Origin of the sequence: Ottowia sp. VDI28 (assembly GCF_049532675.1) — a bacterium.
Taxonomy (GTDB): Bacteria; Pseudomonadota; Gammaproteobacteria; order Burkholderiales; family Burkholderiaceae_C; genus Ottowia.
On record NZ_CP149820.1, the window covers coordinates 6,357,950 to 6,377,649 of the forward strand.

A 19,700-nucleotide genomic window follows, 5' to 3' on the forward strand; every position below is an offset into this window, starting at 1 on the left:
TCATTCCCGCGCAGACGGGAATCCAGCGGCAGCGCTCCCAGGATGCACTGGATTCCCGCCTGCGCGGGAATGACGAGAGGGGCCTGCGTAGATTCCACAGGGAATACAGAACACGTCTGAGGCCCTACGCTTGATCTCGCTCGAGCAAGCCCGGCCAAGGACAAGGCAACTAATGCATGAACCCCACAGACCGCTGCTCCCGCACCTCAGGCTTGATGCGGTGCTCGGCTTCCAACTGATCCATGAACTCCTCCGCGGAGAACTCTGCGGCCAGGATGTCGCATTGGCGTTTCACCGCCGCAAAATCGCCAGGGGTGAGCTGGTCCAGCTTGGCCAGCCGCTGGCGGGCTTCGGGTGTGAGCTTTTCAGCATCCCCGCCCAAGGCTTCGGTGACGAACATCTTCTCGCGCTGTGCAGTCGTGAGCGGCTTGAACTTGATCTTGAAAGTAAACCGCCGCAGGGCCGCCTGATCGATGCGATCGAGCAGGTTCGTCGTGCAGATGAACACGCCGTCGTGCCGCTCCATCTGCTGCAGCATCTCGTTGACCTCGGTCACCTCATAGCTGCGCTGCGCCCCCCGGCGGTCCAGCAGGAAGCTGTCGGCCTCGTCCAGCAGCAGCACGGCTTTCTCCTGCGTGGCCTCCGCGAACATGGCGGCCATGTTCTGCTCGGTTTCACCGACGTATTTGCTCACCAGATCGCTGGCCTGCTTGATGATGAGCGGTTGGCCCAGATGCTCGGCGATGTACTCGCCCAAGGCGGTCTTGCCAGTGCCGGGCGAACCGTAGAAACATAGCGCCCCGTGCCCGCGCGCTTTCAAGGCTTCCACGATGCGCGGAATTTCGAAGCGGCTTTCCACATGGAGCATCTCCAGGTCGTAGGTGGTGACCTGCCTGCGGCCCTTCTTCCCGGCACCCTCGGGCCTGCGGCCCAAGGCGGCATCGGAGTTCTTCAGCTGCCGCTCGATCAGCGATTCAAAAGCCTCCCCGCCCGCCACTGGTTCGGTGTGCGCCAGATCGGCAAACCGCACCGCCGTGCGGATCTGCGCGGGGGTGAGCCCTTTGCGTTCGGTCAGCTTGGCGATGAAGCCGTCACTCACCGTCACGCCTTCCAGCGTCTTGCGGATGAGCTGCTCACGCGCGCCGGGCGGCGGAGACTTCAACTCCAGGTGATAGGCAAAGCGGCGCCGGAAAGCCGGGTCGATCTGCTCGATACGGTTGGTAACCCAGATGGTCGGCACCGGGTTGGATTCGAGAATCTGGTTCACCCATGCCTTGCCATTCACCGAGTGACTGACGGCGGCGCTCAGGGCTTGCTGTTCGGCGCGCGCCATGAGGCCCGCGGCGTCCACGCTGATGGGCGGAAACACGTCTTCCACTTCGTCGAAAAGCAACGCGGCCGCATCCGCCCCTTTCAGGAACACCTGCGCGATCTGCAGTGAGCGGTAGCGGTCCCGGCCCGAGAGGCTGTTGCCATCGCGGTCGGCGTACTCGACCTCAAACAGATCCAGCCCCGCTTCCCGCGCCACCACCTTGGCCAACTCGGTCTTGCCGGTGCCAGGAGGGCCATACAGCAGTACGTTAACGCCCATGGCCTTGGTCTTCATGGCTTTGTGAAGCAGGTTGACCAACACCTGCACATCTTCACCCACGAACCCGAAATCGCCCGCCTTCAGCGCGCTGGGAGCCGCTGGACGCGTAAATACGGCCATCAGCTCGGCACGATCGCGGTACTCGCGCATCAGCACCGGCGGCAACTTTTCACTGACCTTCATCAAGTCGGCCAGATCGGTGATGCTGTGCTCGGAGATCAGGTTCTCGACCAGGCCGATACGCTCCAGCCGCCCGCCAGCACGCAGTGCATCGGCCACTTCGGTGGCAGGCACGCCGGCCAGGTCCGCGATGGCGGCATAGGCCTCCGGCGCGTTGTTCACCTTGAATTCCACCAGCAGGCTGCGCAGATCACGCTGATAGCGCGCCAGCGTGCCATACAGGAGCAGCGCCCGCTCCGCCTTGTTGAGCTGCAACAGGTTGGCCAGCGAATCGATGTTCTTCTCGACCAGCGTGGATTGTTTCTTCAGCGCGTGGCTGAGCCATTGCCCCGTGCTCGACAGCAGCGCGAGCAGATCCTTGGGAGAGTCCTTGGCGTACTCATCCAGATAGAAGAACAGCGTGCCTTCTTCATAGGGGCCACGCCAGACGCCGTGGCGCTCCATGAACTCGGTATTGGAGAGCTGTTCATGGCCGCGCCAGAAGTCGTTCTCCTTGCAGCGGCGAGCCAGGAATTCGCGCACGCGCGCCAGCACCGGCTCGGGCCAGAGCAGATGCCGGCCAGCCAATGCCATCAGACCGTTGATGTCGCGCCGCACATTGAACTTGGCGCCCTGCTTGGCCGCCAGCGTCAGGACAAAGTGCGAGCACATCAAATCCAGCACCGGCGCAGTCTCCAGCCCCGGCGATGCCAGCATGCCAGCTTGTTCCCGAATCTGAATCGTCCGCTTAGCCATTGAAAGACCTCCTTGCGGTAGGTTAAGAGCGCCTGTACCTCTATTAAGTTTCACCATAACGCAATCGCGACCGCCATGGAAGACAGCCTGGTGCCCGAACTGTGGCGCGGGATTGACAACTATGCACGTTTTTCGTGTCGCCACATGTCTTTTCGGACTTGCCCGCAAGGTTGACGGTGCGGCGCAGACTCTGCCATCATGGACGCCAATCTGTGTCAAGGAGGAGTATCACCATGAACATGACCACCATGTGGGATTCGCTGCAGAGCTCGATGGGCGTCCATCTTCCCCAGGTGCTGGGAGCGCTGGCCATCTTCATCATCGGCTGGTTCGTGGCCGCTCTGGTGAAAGCCGGGGCGCGCAAGGCCCTGGGCCTGCTGCGCATCAATGAGCGTTTTGCCAGCAACACCGGCCAGCGCGCCGACATCGAAGGCGTCGTGGCGCTCAGTCTGTTCTGGCTGGTGCTGCTGCTCACGCTCGCCGCTGTATTCAATGCGCTGAACCTGTCGATGGTGTCAGGCTCTCTTTCCGCGCTCACCACCCAGATATTCGAATATGCCCCGCGGCTGCTCGGCGCTGCGCTGCTGGCCCTATTGGCCTGGCTGCTCGCCACGCTGGTGCGAGGCATCACCCAGAAACTGCTCGACCGCACCACGCTGGATGAAAAGCTCTCCGAACAGGCCAATATGTCGCCCATCAGCGAAAGCCTGTCGAATGCGCTGTTCTGGCTGGTGATCCTGCTGTTCGTGCCTGCCATCCTGGGCGCGCTGCAAATGGAAGGCCTGCTGAGCCCGCTGCGCGAAATGACCACGAAGGCGCTCGATATGCTGCCCAACGCGGTCGCGGCGCTGATCATCGGCGGCGTGGGCTGGATCATCGCCACGGTGCTGCGCAACCTTACCAGCAACCTGCTGCGCTCGGCAGGCGTGGATCAGGTGGGCGCGAAGGCGGGACTGGCCAATACCGTGCAACTCTCGCGCCTGGCCGGACTGCTCGTGTTCATCCTGGTGTTCGTGCCTTCGCTGATCGCCGCGCTGGACGCGCTCAAGATCGAGGCCATCTCCGGCCCCGCCACTGAAATGCTGGCGATGCTGATGGAATCGGTGCCGCGCATCGTGGCAGCCGGGCTGATCCTCGCCATCACCTGGATGGTCGCCTCGTTTGCCTCGCGCCTGCTGACCAGCTTGCTGGCAAGCGTCGGCCTGGACACCGTTCCGTCCAAGATCGGTATGGCGCACGCGTTCGAGAAAACGCCGCCCTCCATGCTGATCGGCCGCATCGCCCTGGCGTTCGCCATGCTGTTCGCCACTGTCGAGGCCGGCAACCAGCTTGGTTTCCACCGCTTCGCCGACATGATCAGCACCTTCGTAGAATTCGCGGGCGACGTGCTGCTGGGCTCGGCCATTCTGGTGATCGGCTTCATGCTGGCCAACCTGGCCTATGCGGCCATCGCCCGCGCCAGCGAAAATGACGACGGCACCAGCAGCGGCGGCCTGGGCCTGGCCCGGGTGGCCCGCTTTGCCATCCTGGGCATCGTCGTCGCCATGGGCCTGCGCGCCATGGGCATCGCCGATGACATCGTCAACCTGGCCTTCGGCCTGACCCTGGGCGCGATTGCCGTGGCCGTGGCCCTGGCCTTCGGCCTGGGCGGCCGCGAAGCCGCCGGCCGCCTGGCCTCGCGCTGGGTAGACCGCATTTGCAACAAAGAGGGCACTTCCGCCGCATCGGATCTGCCGCCCGCGTCCCCTACCCCTCCGACTATCCCACCGACCGCACCTCATGACCAACCCTGAGACCGTTCTGAGCAACGATACGGCCCGCCTGCAAGCCGCCCTGAGTGAACTGTTCGCCCCCTGGGTACAAGCCCTGGGCCTGCGGGTGGAAGAGGCCAGCGAGTCTTGCGTCGTGCTTCGCTTGCCGACAAGCGAGCAACTCGCGCGTTCAGGCGGCATGCTATGCGGCCAGGCCATGATGGCCGCCGCCGACACCGCCATGGTGCTGGCCTTGATTCAGCACTTCGGGGAATTCCGCCCCTGTACCACGGTGCAGCTTTCCACCAGCTTCCTGCGGCCCCTGTCGGCACAGGATGCGCTGGTGGAAGCCCGCGTGCTGCGCGCCGGCAAGGCGCTGGCTTTCGGTGAGATCGAGTTGCGTGGCGCGGATGACGGCAAGAGCGTGTGCCGCGCCAGTACCACGTATGCATTGCTGTAAGAACGTGTTCACGATCTAAGAGGGCCGCTAGACGGAAAAAGGGGGCATCTTCCCCTTGTGCCGCGACCCCGGTAAAATCAGCCCTCCCCGTTTGAAGAGGTCCCCATGTCCGCGCCAGTTTCCACACAAGCCCACGACGAGCACGAGATCGATCCGGTTGAAGAAGTAACCAAACATATCCCTGTGGTCGTTCCACTGGCTGGGGCCATCATGATGTTCCTGCTGGCTTTCATCGCGGTCAACATGGCCTGAGCCCCACGGGCACTGATTTTTGGGCTATGAATTTTGAAGTTCTCGCCCAATGTCCGGACGACGCCGGCCGGATAAACGCATGCGCCAAGACGGTGCCTGCCGTATTTCATAGAATCGTCACCTGTACACGGTAGCCACGGGTAGCCTTTTGGGCAGCCCGAAGGCACGGGCTAGCCCATTCCCGATCGACTACCTTTTTGCCATCAGTCTTCTTTCCCAAGGCTGCCGCTCGCGGCTTTCGCAAAGAAGATTTTCAACTTAAGGAGTCTTTCCATGAACGCACCGATCATGCAGGGCACGCCAGTAAATGCCCCTGATTACGTCAAGAACGCCAAACTGATCTCATGGGTCAGCGATATGGTGGCGCTGTGCAAGCCCGCCCAGGTGTACTGGTGTGACGGTTCTGAAACGGAATATCAGCGCTTGTGCCAGCAGCTGGTGGATGCCGGCACACTGATCAAGCTCAACGAGGCCAAGCGGCCAGGTTCTTTCCTGGCCCGCTCCGACCCATCCGACGTGGCCCGTGTCGAAGACCGCACCTTCATCTGCTCTGAAAAGCAGGAAGATGCCGGCCCCACCAACAACTGGACGCCGCCGGCCGAAATGCGCGCCAAGCTCCAGCCGCTGTTCGACGGCTGCATGCGCGGCCGCACCATGTATGTGGTGCCGTTCTCCATGGGCCCGCTGGGTTCGCCGATCGCGCACATCGGCGTGGAGCTTTCCGACAGCGCCTACGTGGCCGTCAACATGAAGCTGATGACGCGCATGGGCAAGGGCGCCATCGACGTGCTGGGCGAGAACGGTGAGTTCGTGCCCTGCGTGCATACCGTGGGCGCGCCGCTGGCCGAGGGTGAAACCGACCAGACCAGCTGGCCTTGCAACCCCGATGTGAAATACATCGTCCACTACCCCGAAACGCGCGAAATCTGGAGCTACGGCTCGGGTTACGGCGGCAATGCCCTGCTCGGCAAGAAGTGCCTGGCTCTGCGCATCGCATCCAAGATGGGGCAGGACGAAGGCTGGCTGGCCGAGCACATGCTGATCCTGGGCGTGAGCAACCCACAGGGCAAGAAATACCACGTGGCCGCGGCTTTCCCCAGCGCCTGCGGCAAGACCAACTTCTCCATGCTCGTGCCGCCTGCCGGCTTCGACGGCTGGAAAGTCACCACCATCGGCGACGACATCGCCTGGATCAAACCATCCGCGGACGGCCGTCTGCGCGCCATCAACCCCGAGGCAGGTTATTTCGGCGTGGCCCCAGGTACCAATCTGATCACGAACCCGAACTGCATGGCCACCTTGAAAAAGGACGTGATCTTCACCAACGTCGCCCTGACCGACGATGGCGACGTATGGTGGGAAAGCATGGAGAAAGACCATAACGGTCAAATCCCCGCCCACCTGGTCGATTGGCAAGGCAAGGACTGGACCCCGGAAGACGGCAAGGCCGGCCGCAAAGCAGCCCACCCGAACGCCCGCTTCACCGTGGCAGCCATCCACAACCCCGCGATCGACCCGGCCTGGGATGATCCCGCCGGCGTACCGATCGATGCCTTCATCTTTGGCGGACGGCGCTCGACCACCGTGCCGCTGGTGACCGAAGCGCGCAACTGGACCGAAGGCGTCTATATGGCCGCCACGATGGGCAGCGAAACTACCGCCGCCGCCTTTGGCGCGCAAGGCGTGGTGCGCCGCGACCCCTTCGCCATGCTGCCGTTCTGCGGCTACAACATGGCCGACTACTTCGGCCACTGGCTGAAGCTGGGCGAAAAGCTGAAAGCCCAAGGCGCCAAGCTGCCCGCCATCTACTGCGTGAACTGGTTCCGCAAGGGCGAAGACGGCAAGTTCGTCTGGCCCGGCTATGGCGAGAACATGCGCGTGCTGAAATGGATCATCGACCGCGCGGAAAGCCAGGCGACCGGCGAGCAGACGCTGTTCGGTATTGCACCGGCCTACGGCGAGATCAACTGGAACGGCCTGTCCTTCACGCCGGAGCAGTTCGCCACCGTCACCAGCGTGGACAAAGCCGCCTGGGAAGATGAGTTCCGCCTGCACGAAGAGCTGTTCACGAAGCTGGCCCAAGGCCTGCCCGAGGCCCTGACAGCCACCAAGGCCGCTTTGGAAGAGCGGTTGGCCGAACTGGCCTGACACTTCAAGGCTCCAAAGATCAAGCCGCCAGAGAACCTGGCGGCTTTTTTCATCGCCGAGCCGTCCCAAGATGAAAAAGCACCCCCTCGGGGAGCAGCGGACCGCGCGAGGCGGGGAAGCGTGGGGCCATTTTTCATTGCCGGGCCAACCGCCGCCGCATGCTGCACGAGCGCCTGCACCGACGCCTGCTCGGCACCCCCTCCATGACCAGCAAGAAGGACGGCAAATGATCGACTGCGACCACCAGAATGAGGTCACCCTGTGTTGGTTTATCACGTCAGCAACCCCCAATAAGCAGATTTACGAAAGATCACAGCTACTCTTACACTGCGGCAGTCCACCTACCCACCCGCCATGCAGCCAATGCCCACCGTCCCCCAGCGCCTGCATCTGACCTCGCGCGACTACACCGGGCGCGACAAGACCGATGCGCTGCGCGAGTTCTATGGGCGCGAATTGATGCGCGTGGAACTCCAGCCCTTCGAGGGTTCAGGCTCCTCCCAGGCAACCCAGGATGGGCTGGATTTTGCCTCCACCATGCTGCCTCTCGGCGGCGACTCCATCTACGTTCAAACAGACTGCTCGCCCAGCCGCATGTGGCGCTCGCCCGAGATGCTGCGCGATGGGGACGACGCCTTGTACCTGGCCGTGGCCTGGGGCGGCGGCATTTTCCATACGCCGAACGGAAGCCACCACCTGACCGGCGGCCAGTACGCCATCGTCTCCAAGGCCCGCGCGCATGAATTCATCAACCTCCGGGGCGGGGCCAGCGCTTGCATCCAGGTGCCGCATGCCGCCCTGGCACGGCGAGTAGCGAGGCTGGAGGAAGCGCCGCTGCGCCTGCTACCGCTCGGCATGCCCGAGCCCGCGCTGGCCATGGGCTATGCGCAATTGCTAGCCAGCAGCGCCCAGCTTTCCGCCCCCTTGCTGCAGTCGGCCCTGTCGCACTTGCAGGAACTGATGGCGCGCATACTCGCGCCCGCAGCGCAGGCTCCCGTGCTGGATGCCTTGGATGTGCCGCGCATGGCGCTGATCCGCCGCGACATCCTGGCGCGTATCGACCGGGTCGATCTGAGCCTGGCGCAGATCGCACGGCTGCACCACCTCGCGCCGCGCCAGGTGCAACGCTTGTTCGAGCGCGAAGGCACGTGTTTTTCCAATTTCCTCAGCGAGGCGCGGCTCCAGCGGGCGCGCGACATGCTGGCCGACCCGGCGCAGCGCCAGCGCCGCGTGCTGGAGATCGCGCTCGATAACGGCTTCGCCGATGTATCCGCCTTCAGCCGCGCCTTCCGGCGGCAGTTCGGCATGTCACCGAGCGAGGCGCGCGGCACGGATACAGCCCGCTGAGCTTCCCGCCGCCGTCGCAGAGGGCGCGGCCCTCAAACTGGAGCGCTATTCCGCCAGCGCATGGCTAGGGGGCATGTTGCGACGGCGCCAGCGCAGCTTTGAATGAATCCTGGCCCGCTTTTTTTGGCGTGATGCCGCATTGGGCATAGCGATTGTCGCGTTGCGCACGGACGCAGTCCGGCGCTTTGCCGAGAATCGCCGCAGCGTTTTTCGAATGCCACAAAAGCACATCCATGCGCCTTCACTGCCTTCCCCTGCATGCAGCACTGCTCACCGCCCTTGTTTTTTGCACCACACCAGCCTATGCCGCGGGCACCGTTGGAACGGGCACCCCTGGCAGTTGCAATGAGGCCGCGCTCGATGCAGCGCTGGTGGGCGGCGGCACGGTCAATTTCAATTGCGGCGGCGGCCAGGTCACCATTCCACTTACCTCCACCAAGATGCTCACTTCCGCGACCAGCATCGATGGGAGTGGCCTGATCACGCTGGACGGGCAGGCCGCCGTGTCGCATTTCTATCTGAACAACGCGGTCAACTACACCTTGGCCGGCATGAGCCTGGTCAACGGAAAAGCCAGCCTGGGCGGCGCCATCCGGGTCGACAGCGCCACTGTGGTACTGACAAAACTGCTGCTGTCCAACAACGTGGCGGAAGGCCTCGGCGCGAAGGGCGGCGCCATCTACACCAGCAACGGTACCACCTTGTTCATCCAAGAGGTACGCGCCATTGCCAACCAGTCGGACGGCAGCGGTGGCGCCATCTATACCAGCGCCAACGACACCATGGCGATGGGCAGGTTTGTCGCGCAGGACAACCAGGCGGGCGCAGGGGGCGGCGCCATCTTCCACCGTGGGCAATCGCTGAACATTGGCAGAAGTCTCTTCACCGGCAACCGTGTCACGCAATGGGGTGCGAACGGCGGCGCCATCGCCATTGACCCTGCGGGGCCGAGCAGCGTGGTCCTTGGCAACAGCACCTTTTATGGCAACACCGGCGTGGCCCCTGGCGGTTCCAACGGCAGCGCGGTCGACGTGACGGGTGGGCAGAGTGCCACTATCTACAGCAGCACCTTCGCAGGCAACAGTTTGGCGGAAGGTGTCATCGCGGCCCACGGTGGCACTACGGCGACGCTGACGCACACCATCGTCAGCAGCAGCCTGCAGGACAACGCCAACTGCTTTACCAACACAGGAGGCAGCATCGCCGATGGCAGCAACAACCTGCAGTTCGGTGGCTCCGTGGCGCAATCGTGCGGCGCCGCCATCCCGGTGACGGACCCGCTGCTCGCGCCGTTGGCCGACAACGGCGGCTTCAGCCACACCATGGCGCTGAAAGCGGGCAGCCCAGCCATCGACGCGGGCAGCAGTTGCAGTCAATTCGACCAGCGCGACGTTGCACGCCCCATCGGCCCTGCGTGCGACATCGGAGCGTATGAAGCGCCTTTGCCCGTGGTCGTGCCATCTGCGCCGGGCGGCGGGACGACGGCCATACCCGCGCTTGGCGGCGCGGGGCTGACGTTGCTGAGCGCGCTGCTGGCAGGCCTGGGCCTGGGCCAGCGCCAACGGCGCCAAGGCTGAGCCCATGCCTCTCCTGCACTTCACCCACCTCCTGCCGCCCCTGGCTGCGGCCTGCCTGCTGCTGGTCGCCACCACCAGCCCGGCCCGTGCGCAAACCGCGCCGCTCAACGACACGGGGCAGACCAAGTGCTATGGCGTGCAGAACTCGTTCCCTACACCCGTCCCGTGCGACAGCCCCGGCTTCCCCGGCCAAGACCTGCGCTATGGCCGCGATGCGGCGCAGGCGGCAGGCCAGCTCACCAAAGTGGGCGGCGGCGCGGCGGGCTTCGACTTCACCGCGCTCGACACCAGCGGCACACCCCAGGCGAGTCCCGGCAACGGCCATGCTTGCGTGCGTGACAACGTCACCGGCCTCATCTGGTCAACCCAGAGCGTGCTGAACACCTGGGCCGACGCGCCCCCCGCCGCAGGCTACAGCCGCTGCGGCTATACCAACACCGGCGCCAGCGCGCAGGACTGGCGCGTACCCACGCGGCGTGAGCTGCTGTCCATCGTCCACCGCGGCGTCCACAACCCGAGCCCGACCGTCGACACGGATTACTTTCCCGGCACCGAAACGAGCCGCCCTTACTGGGCAGCGGAAACCTACCCGACGGATACCACCCACGCACGGGTCGTCTTCTTCTCCGACGGCACTGCCGTCATCGACAACAAGGGCGCATCCCGCTTCGTGCGCCTGGTGCGCAAACCATGACGATGCCTGCCGCCACCCGCTCCTTCCTGCGCCCGCTGGCGCTGGCCCTCGCGGCCCTGGGTGCTTGCGCCGCAGGGGCCACGCCCTACAGCATCGACCCCAGCGGCACCATCGTGACCGACCAGGCCACCGCGCTGCAATGGGCGCGCTGCACATTCGGGCAGGCCTGGGACGGCAGCGGCTGCACCGGCAAGACCGCCGCACCCAATTGGTACAACGCCCTGCAAGCCGCCCAGACCGCCAACGCGGCCCACTACCTGGGCTACAGCGACTGGCGCCTGCCCAACGTGTCGGAGATGGAGTCACTGATGGAGATGGACTCCGCCAACCCCAACATCGACCTGACGGCTTTCCCAGGCACGGAGGGCGCTTTGTACTGGACGTCCACCACCGATGAGTACAGCTTCAGCTTCGCGTGGTACGCCAGCTTCCACGACGGCCATGTCTTGCGAACGGACAAAACCGGCCTCGGCTACGTGCGCCTGGTGCGCGGCGGGCAGCCCATGGCGGCTTTCGATGCGCTGGCCGCACCCGGCCCGGGCCCTGGCCCCGTCAGGCCCGCCGCGCCCACGGCCGTCCCCGCGCTAGGCTATGCAGGTTGGCTTCTGCTGTCTGCTCTGGTTGCGGGCGGGGGCGCGCTGCGACGGCGGCTTCTTCGGCCAGACCCGCGCACATGTCGTGCACGCTCACGCTGATGTACGATCTCCGCGCCTGGCCCTGATACCGCGCGACATCAAGGCCCGACTGGCCTCGCCCGAGTTGGGCCTGGCAGAAATCGCCCGGCTGCACCACCGGACGCTCCGCCAAGTACAGCGCTTGTTCGCGCAGAAAGGCATCTGCTTTTCAGACGATATGCGCGACGCTCGCTTACCGCGCACTCACGCCAAGCTGGCCAACCCAGGGCACAGCGATCGCCGCGTGCTCGAAGTCGCATTCGACTGCGGCTTTTCCGACATCGCCACCTTCGACCGGAGGTTCCGCCAACGCTATGGCGTGGCGCCTCACAAGGCCGGCCGAAGGGGCTTCAATGGTGTGAGGATTCCTCAGCGAATGACAGCCAGCGTGGCCATAGCGGCGCGGCGCAGTTCGAGCGCATGCGACGGATCGTAGCCAGCGGCGGCGTCGGCGAGTTCCATCAAACGGGCCGTCACGTCGTTGGACGGAGCGCCGTTCGAAGACTGCGAACGCATGAAAGCCTGCATGAAATCGACGAATGAATTAAACATGATGCAATTACCCTTCTAAGGACGTTCAAAGTCTCGGCGGGCATTACGGGCCCGCGAGGAGACTTTGAATACGCTCGACGGGCTACCTTGAAGGTCAGCAAAAAACTGACACAACTTCATTGTAGGCATTTCATTAGGGTTTACCCTAGATGCTGGACTCTAACCATGTTCCGGCTGATGTTTTCGCGCAAAAGAGGGGCTAGAGCGTGTTCAAAGTCTCGGCGCGAGGGCCGTTGTGTTCGAAAAGCTGTGACTGCAAGGCGAAAACCGCAGGGATACCTCGTGGTATCGCGAGGATTTTCAACGCGGCAGACGCAGTTTTTCGGGCGCAACGGACCCGCGAGGAGCCTTTGAACACGCTCTAACTCCGCACTGGCACAATAGCTTCGCCATCCGCCCACACGCTCCGAACCTGCCCTGGTTTAGAGCCTCATGACCGCCCAACATCGTGAATATCCAGCTTCTGTCCGATCTGCACCTGGAAACTCAACCGGATTTCATGCCCGAACCGGCGCCGAATGCCGATTTACTGGTGTTGGCGGGGGATATCGGCTCCTACCAGCGTGGCTCCGGCCTTCCGGCGCTGGGCGATACCGATTTCGGCCTGGCACGCTTTTCGCCCCTGCCTCAGTATGGAGGCTGGCCAACGCCAGTGATCTACCTGCCCGGCAATCACGAATACGACAACTTCGATTTCGACGAGGCGCACGCCCGCCTGCGGGCCACCTGCGAGCACCTGGGCATGATCTGGCTGGAGCGCGAAAGCCTCGTGCATGGGGGCGTGCGCTTCGTCGGCACTACGCTGTGGAGTGATTTCGACGCCTTGGTGCCGCGCGGGCCTTCCGCCTCCATGAGCGAGCAGTTGAAGGCGCGAGAAAAAGCCTGCCGCGCCGCCGAGTACTACCTGCGTCAGACAGACACCACGCGCGGCGGCGAGCCGTTCCTGGCACCGCAAATACGCGAACATGCCCTGGTGTGCCAGAAATGGCTGCGCCAGGCACTGGCAGAACCGTTCGACGGGCCCACGGTGGCCGTCACGCACTTCGCGCCCAGCTTGAAAAGCGCCGATCCGCGTTACGGCCTGACGCCGGGCACCGCGGGCTTTTGTAACGCGCTGGATGAATTGCTGCCGTACGCCGACGTCTGGTTGCATGGCCATCTGCATTGCGCACTGGACTATCAGGCGGACGGCTGCCATGTCGTCGCCAACCCGCTGGGCTATGCCTCCAAGGGGGAGCAGTCGGCCTTTGATCCCGCGTGCGTGGTGACTATTTGATCTTGGTCAAGTTTTCGCTCCACCGGAAAGAAGGTGCGCGTCCTAAACTTGGACACTTCATTCAAGGAATCAGGAGAAAACCCCATGAAGATTCTTCTCGCCGTTGACGGCAGTCCGTACACCAAGAAAATGCTGGCTTACCTGACCACGCATATGGAGATGTTCGCCAGCGAGGAGCACCAGTTCACCGCGCTCACGGTCCAGCCCGCGCTGCCACCGCGTGCGCGTGCCGCATTGGGCCGTGAAGCCGTGGATTCCTATCACGCCGACGAAGCCGCCAAGGTGCTGGATCCCGTCGTCAAGTACCTGAGCCGCCATGACATGAAGGTCAAGAGCACCTTTAAGGTGGGCCCTGCCGGAGAAACCATTGCCAAGTTCGCGGACGCCGGCAAGTTCGATCTGCTGGTGATGGGCTCGCACGGCTATGGCACCCTGGGCAATCTGGTGATGGGCTCGGTAGCCACCAAGGTGCTGGCCAGCAGCGGCGTACCTGTGCTGCTGGTGCGCTAAGAACAGGCCCCGGCTACGCGGGCATTCTCGGCACGGTAAAACGGAACACCGTGCCGCGCGGCTGATTCGGCTCATAATCCAGCGCGCCGCCGTGCTGCTCGACCACCGTGCGGCACATGGAGAGGCCCAAGCCCATGCCCTCGGCCTTGGTGGTGAAAAACGGCGTGAAGAGCTGGCGCGCCACTTCTTCGCTGATGCCAGCGCCCCAGTCTGCTACCGAGAACTCGATCCAGCCGCGCCCTGGCGTCGCGGCCGGACGATAGCGCGCAGCCAGTACCAGCCGGCGCCGCTCGGTCGCCTCGCCGGCCATGGCCTGCATGCCGTTGCGCGCCAGGTTCAGCACCACTTGCTCAAGCAGGGAGCGGTCACACCGGATCTCGGGCAAATCCTCCTCGCACTGCACCTGAATCTGGATGCCGAGCTTGTGCGCCTGCATCTGCACCAGCGGCAGCGTGGCCTCGATGACGGCCCGCGGGGCCACGGCCTCACGCGCGCGGCCACGCCGCCGTACGAAATCATGCACGCTGCTGATGACCCGGCCGGCCCGGTTGGCCTGTTCGGAGATGCGGCCAAGAGCCACCTGCACATCGTGCATGGTTTCCGCTGGAGTGCCTCCCTGCATCAGGTTGAGGCTGCCGGTGGCATAGCTTGAAATGGCCGCCAGCGGTTGGTTCAGTTCGTGGCTGAGTAGGGAAGCCATCTCGCCCACGGCCGAGAGGCGCGCGGTGGCCTGCAGGCGCTCCCGGGCCGCGCGCTGGAGCTCCTCGATGCGGCGCTGCTCGCTCATGTCGAGCACGGCGCTCATCCAGCCGGCATGCTTGCCCAGGGCATTGATCAGCGGCGCCTCGATGATGAGCACGGGAAAGCGCGAACCGTCCTTGCGCTGGAACACGCTCTCCAGCCCTTCGCGCGGAGGCGAATGCCCGGCGATCAGCCGCACGGCCTGGCGCTGGCGGTAGCCGTCCACCATCTCGGGCGGCCAGTATGGCGCCGGCACGCCGCGGCCCACCAGTTCCTCCGCGGTGAAACCCACCATGTCGCAGAAGGCCGGGTTCACATAGGTGATGCGCCCCTGCAGATCACGCGCGCGCAAGCCGGTGACGAGCGAATCCTCCATCGCCTTGCGGAAGGCCAGCGCATCAGCCAGCGCATGCTCGGCCTGCTGGCGGCGCCGGAAATCGCGCGAAAGCAGAATGAGCACGGTGATCAGCGCGATGGTGAGTGCCGTCACGAGCGCCGTGAGCACATTGGGCAACACGTCGGGCGCCGCCCGCCAGCCGTCCATGCGCAGCACCAGGGTGGTGCCGGGCAGGTCGAGCAGCTGCTGCGAATTGAAAATACGGCTACCCCGGCGCGAAGCGCCAAAGGTGGCCAGCCGCGTGCCGTCTGGTTCCGTGAACGAAACCTGCTGCCGCCGCGTGTAGGCCTCGCCCAGCATGCTGGCCAGAATGCCGCTGAGCGAGTAAGTGGCCACGGTGTAGCCGATGCGCCGCGTGCCCAGGCGGATGGGCAGGCACAGATTCACGATTTCCAGCCCTCTTCCGTGGGCCAAGGGTACGAACCGGCTGGCCGCGTAGGCGCCGCCGTCCACTCGGCTGGCCATGGCGCAGACATGCGCGATGTCGGTTTCGGTATCGATCTCTGCATCTGACAGCGGAGCAAAATAAGGGCTGTCGACTTCCGCGAGCCGGCTCAGGTTGGTGTCGCGCCATTCGAGCCGCATCCATTCCCGGTGCTCACGCAGCAGCGCCAGGGCGTGCTGCGCCCACGCCTCTGGCGTGGTGTCACTGGCATTCAGTCCATGCAGATTCTGCAGATTGCGCGCCAGGCCGTTGCGGATGTCCATCAGGGCATCCACGTTGTCCCGGTCGAGTTCGCGCTGCACCTGATCGATCTCGTACCCGCGCGCCAGCCACACGAGAATGCCCAGCGCCAGCACCACCAGGATGACCAGCAGCAGCCAAAGCAGCCACCGCCGGTCGATGACGCGCTTGAGCCGCCGCGCCACCCGGCGAGCGCGCCCGCGCCATGCTTCCTGCTTGACCTGCCACCAGCGGGGTACGGGTTCGAAATTACCTGACCACACGATGTCCGAGCGCGGGTAGATTGACACGGCGCTGCGCGAGCGCGGCGGCATCGAGTTCGGCCAGCGCCACGCCCGCCTCCTCGGCTTGCAGGGAAAGCACCTGCCCCCATGGATCGATCACCATGGAATGGCCCCAGGTGCGGCGGCCGTTCTCATGGGTGCCCCCCTGCGCCGCGGCCACCACGGCGCTCAGGTTCTCGATGGCGCGGGCGCGCAGCAGAACCTCCCAGTGCGCCTGGCCGGTGACGTAGGTAAAAGCGCTGGGCACCAGCAGCACATCGCAACTGGCGGCCGCGTACGCACGGTACAGCTCGGGAAAGCGCAGGTCGTAGCAGACGCTCATGCCGATGCGCCAGCGGTGGCCGTCGCGCGAAGGAAGATCGAAATGCACGGGCTCCGTGCCGCGCCGCAGCACCGCGGCTTCGTCGTAAGTACGCGTACCGTCGTCGAATTTGAACAAGTGGATCTTGTCGTAGCAGGCCACGCGTTCGCCTTGCGGGTTGAAGGCCAGAGATGCATTGCGCACGAGCTTGTCTTCACGCGGCTCGCATGAGAGCGGCAGCGTTCCACCAACCACCCACAGGCCCAGTTCATGGGCCGTGCTCGCCAGCCAATCCTGGATCGGGCCGCTGCCCAGCGTCTCCTGAAGGACCAGCTTGTCCGTATCGCGCTGGCCCATGATGCAGAAGTACTCAGGCAGCACGGCCAGCTCCGCGCCAGCGTTGGCGGCCTGGGCCAGCAGGGCATGGGCGGTGTTCAGGTTGTCGTCCAGCCGGGTGGACGACACCATCTGGATAGCGGCGACTTTCATGGTTTCCCTTTCGTAGAGCGCTCGGAGCTCTGTGAAGCGTCTTGCGAGGGATGGTCGAGTTTTTTCACTGTCGGATTGTCCCAGCTTCCGCCCACGTGGAATTCCTGGGTGTTGGCCTGGATCAGCGGCCGCTTGAGCACCAACTGTGCCAGGAAAGTACCCAGCCCGATGGCGGGGTTGATCGCGGTTGCCACGAGCGCTGCGGTACCGGCGTCGATCTCCGGAACCACCACCGCCCGCAGGTCTTGCGTTTCATTGGCGATGTCGGCGCGGCCGTCCATCAATACGGCGGCATTCACGCCTTTCATCTGCAGGTTGTTGGTGTGGGCCACCCCCTGGGCGATGCGGACGTCGCCGCGCACGAAATCGAAGGCAAAACCGGTGGAAAAGAGATCCCGGAAATCCAGTGTCAGGCGGCGCGGCAGGGCCTGCAGGCTGAGCACGCCCAGCAGCTTGGCCACGCCAGGATCGGCCTTGAGGAACTGCCCCGCTCCCACGTCCACATGGAGTTGGCCCGCCATGCTGGAGTAGTGCGGCGAAAGGGGCGTGCCGCGCCAGCTCAGATCACCATGCAGCTCGCCCTGGCCTCGCGCAAGCACGCCCGGCATGTCGAAGCGCGTCAGCAGGGCGCCTGCGTCACGAATGTCGAGCTTGAAATCCAGTGTGGTGCTGCGCAGATCCTGCTTCGCGTTGGATGCCTGCGGGGCCTGGGAGGCCTTTGAATCCGGCGGCCGCACCGGGCCGCGCCCCTGGGCGTCCCAACGCCCGGTGGCACTGAAAACAGCCTCCGGCATGCTCACCACCAGCTTGCTCAACTCCCATGCCTGCAACGCCCCCCTTGTTTCGCAGAGGCGATGTCGTGGTTGATGGCATTGACCTCCAGCCGGCCGAGCTTCTTGCCGCGCAGTTCGAAGTCATCGGCCACGATGTCGAGCGAAGGTATCTGCCCGGCAGACGAGGACGGTGCCGGTGCGCCCTGCGCTTCGGCTTTCGCATGCTCGGCACCGGCAGGCTCCGTATGCGCCGGAATGGACAGGCGCGACAGCCGTGCCACCAGCTTGCTGGCACGGCCGCTCGCGTCTTCGGTGTAATCCAGGCGGCCCGCCAGCTCGCGCGCCTGCACGTCGGCGCGCCAGACACGGCCTTCGCGCGTGCCCTTGGCGGTCATGTCGTGCAGAGTGCGGTCATTCAGCACGAGCTCCTGGGTGCGCAGCGACCACACGCTGGGCATGAAAGCGCTGTCGCTGGGGGCACTTGCCTCACTCGGCTGGCCGCCACTGAACATGCTCGAAAGCGCTTCGTTCCAGGCCGTCACGTCCAGACGAGGGGCCTGCAGGCGAGCCATCACACCGCTGGTGGGCAACGCCAATTGCGGCAACGCCTGCGCCCCGACACCGATCACGCCCCGCCGCACATGGCTTGCGCCACCCTCGCGCTCGCGGTCTTCCTCATATTCCACAAGAAGCTCGTCGGCCAAAGCAAAACGAAAACGGGTGCGGCCTTCGGTGCCCGCCACGGGGCCGCTTTCAAAACGCAGAGGCCACGTGGCGTCCGCCGGTTTGGTCAGCGGCGCGGGCAGATCGAGGGCGACGCCGAGCAGGTTGCTGGTCACGAGTACCTCGGGCTGGCCGGAGTGAAACCCGATGCGCGCCTCGTATGCGGTGCTGCCCGAGATCTGGCGCGCCACCGAAGGCAAAGGCGCCCATTCGGTCATCTCACGCAAGGCCTCTGCGCTCGCAGTGCCCGCCACATGGAGCTCCACCGGCGAGCGGCCATGCCCGTCCGAGGCCTTGCCGGTCGGCGTGCCGCCCGACAGACGAGCCTCCCCGCCCAGCACACGGGCCCGTGCATCCTCGATACTGAAACCGGTGTCGCTGAAAGCGACCGCGCCTTGGGCTTGGGCCAGTTGCGGGGTATCGGGTGTGATACGCAAGTCATTGCCCGCCAGGGTGACACGGCCTTCCACCTTGGCTTTCTCGATATGCGCGACCGGCAGATCCAGCTTGAGACGCAAGGTGGCGTCTCCGCTGGCCGTGGCTTTGTCGAGCGCGTGCCCGATGAAGCCACCGACCGGTGAGGCATTGGCAATGCCCAGCGCCGATGCCAGGGTCCCACGCCCTTCGGCCTCCACCAGCACGCGCGTATCGGTCAGATCGGCGATGCCGGCCTGCACACGCGTGAACTGCCAGCCCGGGTGGCCTTGCACACGGCCGCTGGCATTTTTGACCTGCATGGTGTTGTGATCGAAGATCAGCTCGCCCGCCAGGCCTTCCAGCGCCGGCCAGGGAGCTTCACCCTCGTGCTGGAGCATGCGCGGCACATAGGCCATGGTGACGCCGCTCACCTGGCCGGCGAAGCGGAACTCGCTGCCGGGCTCGGGCGGATGATCGCCCACCTTGTACAGATCGCCTTTGATGCGCACTGCCACGTCGCGCGCGTCGCCCTTGCGGATGGCATGACGCACGTAATCGCGCGCATCGGCGGGAATGCCCAGGGGCAGGTAGCGGTACACGCGCGCGCCGTCGGCTCGGCTGAAAGCGCCCGTGAGATCGAGAAAACCCGGGAAACGCTTGGCACCCTGCTGGCCCGGCAGGGTTTGCCAACGCCCCTTGAAGCTGCCGGTGAGGTCTTGGTTGCGCAGCGCCAGTTGGTCGACATCCAGGACGATCTGCTGGTCTTTCACGCGCCAGCGCGTGGCGGCCTTGAACTCGGCCACCGGGATGCGCGGTTCGGCAAATACGCCCGGGAATTCGAGCGCGCCATCTTTCACGGCCAAGCTGGCCGTACCCCCAGAGGGCGTGGCCTGCAGCTCCACCGTGGCCCCTTCGATGCCCGGAACACCTTCGACCGGAACGCCGTCCGGGCGCGGAGGAAATGGGCGGGCGCCCACCGCGAGGCCGCTGACCTTGGTCTGCACCCGCCAATCCTGAGGAGCATCCAGCGGGCCGCTCCAGCGAGCTTCCACGTGTTCGATCAGCCCACGCACCGGGTGTTCGGCCAGCCGTTCGCCCACCGCCGCGGGCAGGGGCAAGCGCCGCGCGATCTTGGCCAGAGCC

Annotated in this window: 17 protein-coding genes; 11 read left to right on the top strand and 6 right to left on the bottom strand. The window is 64.8% G+C overall.

Going from position 1 to position 19,700, the window contains the following annotated elements; translation table 11 throughout:
• Positions 1–169 precede the first annotated feature (169 nt).
• Positions 170–2,506: an ATP-binding protein gene (locus WJU18_RS30180; protein ID WP_423457966.1), complete on the bottom strand. Its 2,337-nt coding sequence runs from the start codon at positions 2,504–2,506 to the stop codon at positions 170–172.
• A 233-nt stretch (positions 2,507–2,739) separates the two neighbouring features.
• Between WJU18_RS30180 and WJU18_RS30185 the strand changes: the two genes are divergently transcribed.
• From WJU18_RS30185 to WJU18_RS30225, 9 genes are all read left to right on the top strand, one after another.
• Positions 2,740–4,299, top strand: coding sequence for a mechanosensitive ion channel (locus tag WJU18_RS30185; protein ID WP_423457967.1), 1,560 nt, complete (start codon positions 2,740–2,742; stop codon positions 4,297–4,299).
• Positions 4,286–4,717: a PaaI family thioesterase gene (locus tag WJU18_RS30190; protein ID WP_423457968.1), complete on the top strand. Its 432-nt coding sequence runs from the start codon at positions 4,286–4,288 to the stop codon at positions 4,715–4,717. Before WJU18_RS30185 ends, WJU18_RS30190 begins: the two co-directional genes overlap by 14 nt.
• 105 nt (positions 4,718–4,822) lie before the next feature.
• A complete protein-coding gene (locus WJU18_RS30195; RefSeq protein ID WP_423457969.1) occupies positions 4,823–4,969 on the top strand; it encodes a hypothetical protein in 147 nt (48 codons plus the stop codon).
• Between the two features lie 273 nt (positions 4,970–5,242).
• Positions 5,243–7,117: a phosphoenolpyruvate carboxykinase (GTP) gene (locus WJU18_RS30200; RefSeq protein ID WP_423457970.1), complete on the top strand. Its 1,875-nt coding sequence runs from the start codon at positions 5,243–5,245 to the stop codon at positions 7,115–7,117.
• Between the two features lie 363 nt (positions 7,118–7,480).
• Positions 7,481–8,464: a helix-turn-helix transcriptional regulator gene (locus WJU18_RS30205; RefSeq protein WP_423457971.1), complete on the top strand. Its 984-nt coding sequence runs from the start codon at positions 7,481–7,483 to the stop codon at positions 8,462–8,464.
• 233 nt (positions 8,465–8,697) lie between these two features.
• Entirely contained in the window at positions 8,698–10,041 is a 1,344-nt protein-coding gene (locus tag WJU18_RS30210; protein ID WP_423457972.1) for a choice-of-anchor Q domain-containing protein, read from the top strand.
• A gap of 4 nt (positions 10,042–10,045) precedes the next feature.
• The gene (locus WJU18_RS30215; protein WP_423457973.1) at positions 10,046–10,735 is read left to right on the top strand and encodes a DUF1566 domain-containing protein; all 690 of its coding nucleotides are present in this window, start codon (positions 10,046–10,048) and stop codon (positions 10,733–10,735) included.
• Entirely contained in the window at positions 10,732–11,430 is a 699-nt protein-coding gene (locus WJU18_RS30220) for a DUF1566 domain-containing protein (RefSeq protein ID WP_423457974.1), read from the top strand. Before WJU18_RS30215 ends, WJU18_RS30220 begins: the two co-directional genes overlap by 4 nt.
• Positions 11,327–11,845: a helix-turn-helix domain-containing protein gene (locus WJU18_RS30225; RefSeq protein WP_423457975.1), complete on the top strand. Its 519-nt coding sequence runs from the start codon at positions 11,327–11,329 to the stop codon at positions 11,843–11,845. The genes WJU18_RS30220 and WJU18_RS30225 overlap by 104 nt, the downstream gene beginning before the upstream one ends.
• Here WJU18_RS30225 and WJU18_RS30230 read toward each other — a convergent pair.
• Positions 11,779–11,961 carry a hypothetical protein gene (locus tag WJU18_RS30230; protein ID WP_423461143.1) on the bottom strand — a complete coding sequence of 61 codons (183 nt, stop codon included), beginning with the start codon at positions 11,959–11,961 and terminating at the stop codon, positions 11,779–11,781. The genes WJU18_RS30225 and WJU18_RS30230 overlap by 67 nt on opposite strands.
• A gap of 448 nt (positions 11,962–12,409) precedes the next feature.
• Between WJU18_RS30230 and WJU18_RS30235 the strand changes: the two genes are divergently transcribed.
• Positions 12,410–13,237, top strand: coding sequence for a metallophosphoesterase (locus tag WJU18_RS30235; protein WP_423457976.1), 828 nt, complete (start codon positions 12,410–12,412; stop codon positions 13,235–13,237).
• An 84-nt stretch (positions 13,238–13,321) separates the two neighbouring features.
• Positions 13,322–13,747 (top strand): universal stress protein, encoded by a 426-nt coding sequence (locus tag WJU18_RS30240; RefSeq protein ID WP_423457977.1) that lies wholly within the window; start codon positions 13,322–13,324, stop codon positions 13,745–13,747.
• Positions 13,748–13,760: 13 nt separating this feature from the next.
• On the opposite strand, the gene WJU18_RS30245 is transcribed toward WJU18_RS30240, so the two are convergent.
• The 4 genes from WJU18_RS30245 to WJU18_RS30260 all read right to left on the bottom strand — a co-directional run bounded on the left by WJU18_RS30245 (position 13,761) and on the right by WJU18_RS30260 (position 19,675).
• On the bottom strand, positions 13,761–15,755 hold the full coding sequence (locus tag WJU18_RS30245; protein ID WP_423461132.1) for a two-component system sensor histidine kinase NtrB: 1,995 nt from the start codon (positions 15,753–15,755) through the stop codon (positions 13,761–13,763).
• Between the two features lie 64 nt (positions 15,756–15,819).
• A complete protein-coding gene (locus tag WJU18_RS30250; RefSeq protein ID WP_423457978.1) occupies positions 15,820–16,644 on the bottom strand; it encodes a carbon-nitrogen hydrolase family protein in 825 nt (274 codons plus the stop codon).
• A complete protein-coding gene (locus WJU18_RS30255) occupies positions 16,641–17,459 on the bottom strand; it encodes a YhdP family protein (protein WP_423457979.1) in 819 nt (272 codons plus the stop codon). Before WJU18_RS30255 ends, WJU18_RS30250 begins: the two co-directional genes overlap by 4 nt.
• Positions 17,456–19,675 carry a YhdP family protein gene (locus tag WJU18_RS30260; protein WP_423457980.1) on the bottom strand — a complete coding sequence of 740 codons (2,220 nt, stop codon included), beginning with the start codon at positions 19,673–19,675 and terminating at the stop codon, positions 17,456–17,458. The genes WJU18_RS30255 and WJU18_RS30260 overlap by 4 nt, the downstream gene beginning before the upstream one ends.
• Positions 19,676–19,700 lie beyond the last annotated feature (25 nt).

Excerpts from the sequence above, each read along its gene's own strand:
- WJU18_RS30220 (WP_423457974.1), top strand. The coding sequence starts at position 10,732 with ATGACGATGCCTGCCGCCACCCGCTCCTTCCTGCGCCCGCTGGCGCTG.
- WJU18_RS30250 (WP_423457978.1), bottom strand. The coding sequence starts at position 16,644 with ATGAAAGTCGCCGCTATCCAGATGGTGTCGTCCACCCGGCTGGACGAC.
- WJU18_RS30210 (WP_423457972.1), top strand. The coding sequence starts at position 8,698 with ATGCGCCTTCACTGCCTTCCCCTGCATGCAGCACTGCTCACCGCCCTT.
- WJU18_RS30190 (WP_423457968.1), top strand. The coding sequence starts at position 4,286 with ATGACCAACCCTGAGACCGTTCTGAGCAACGATACGGCCCGCCTGCAA.
- WJU18_RS30195 (WP_423457969.1), top strand. The coding sequence starts at position 4,823 with ATGTCCGCGCCAGTTTCCACACAAGCCCACGACGAGCACGAGATCGAT.
- WJU18_RS30185 (WP_423457967.1), top strand. The coding sequence starts at position 2,740 with ATGAACATGACCACCATGTGGGATTCGCTGCAGAGCTCGATGGGCGTC.
- WJU18_RS30180 (WP_423457966.1), bottom strand. The coding sequence starts at position 2,506 with ATGGCTAAGCGGACGATTCAGATTCGGGAACAAGCTGGCATGCTGGCA.
- WJU18_RS30200 (WP_423457970.1), top strand. The coding sequence starts at position 5,243 with ATGAACGCACCGATCATGCAGGGCACGCCAGTAAATGCCCCTGATTAC.
- WJU18_RS30240 (WP_423457977.1), top strand. The coding sequence starts at position 13,322 with ATGAAGATTCTTCTCGCCGTTGACGGCAGTCCGTACACCAAGAAAATG.
- WJU18_RS30230 (WP_423461143.1), bottom strand. The coding sequence starts at position 11,961 with ATGTTTAATTCATTCGTCGATTTCATGCAGGCTTTCATGCGTTCGCAG.
- WJU18_RS30225 (WP_423457975.1), top strand. The coding sequence starts at position 11,327 with ATGCAGGTTGGCTTCTGCTGTCTGCTCTGGTTGCGGGCGGGGGCGCGC.
- WJU18_RS30205 (WP_423457971.1), top strand. The coding sequence starts at position 7,481 with ATGCCCACCGTCCCCCAGCGCCTGCATCTGACCTCGCGCGACTACACC.
- WJU18_RS30215 (WP_423457973.1), top strand. The coding sequence starts at position 10,046 with ATGCCTCTCCTGCACTTCACCCACCTCCTGCCGCCCCTGGCTGCGGCC.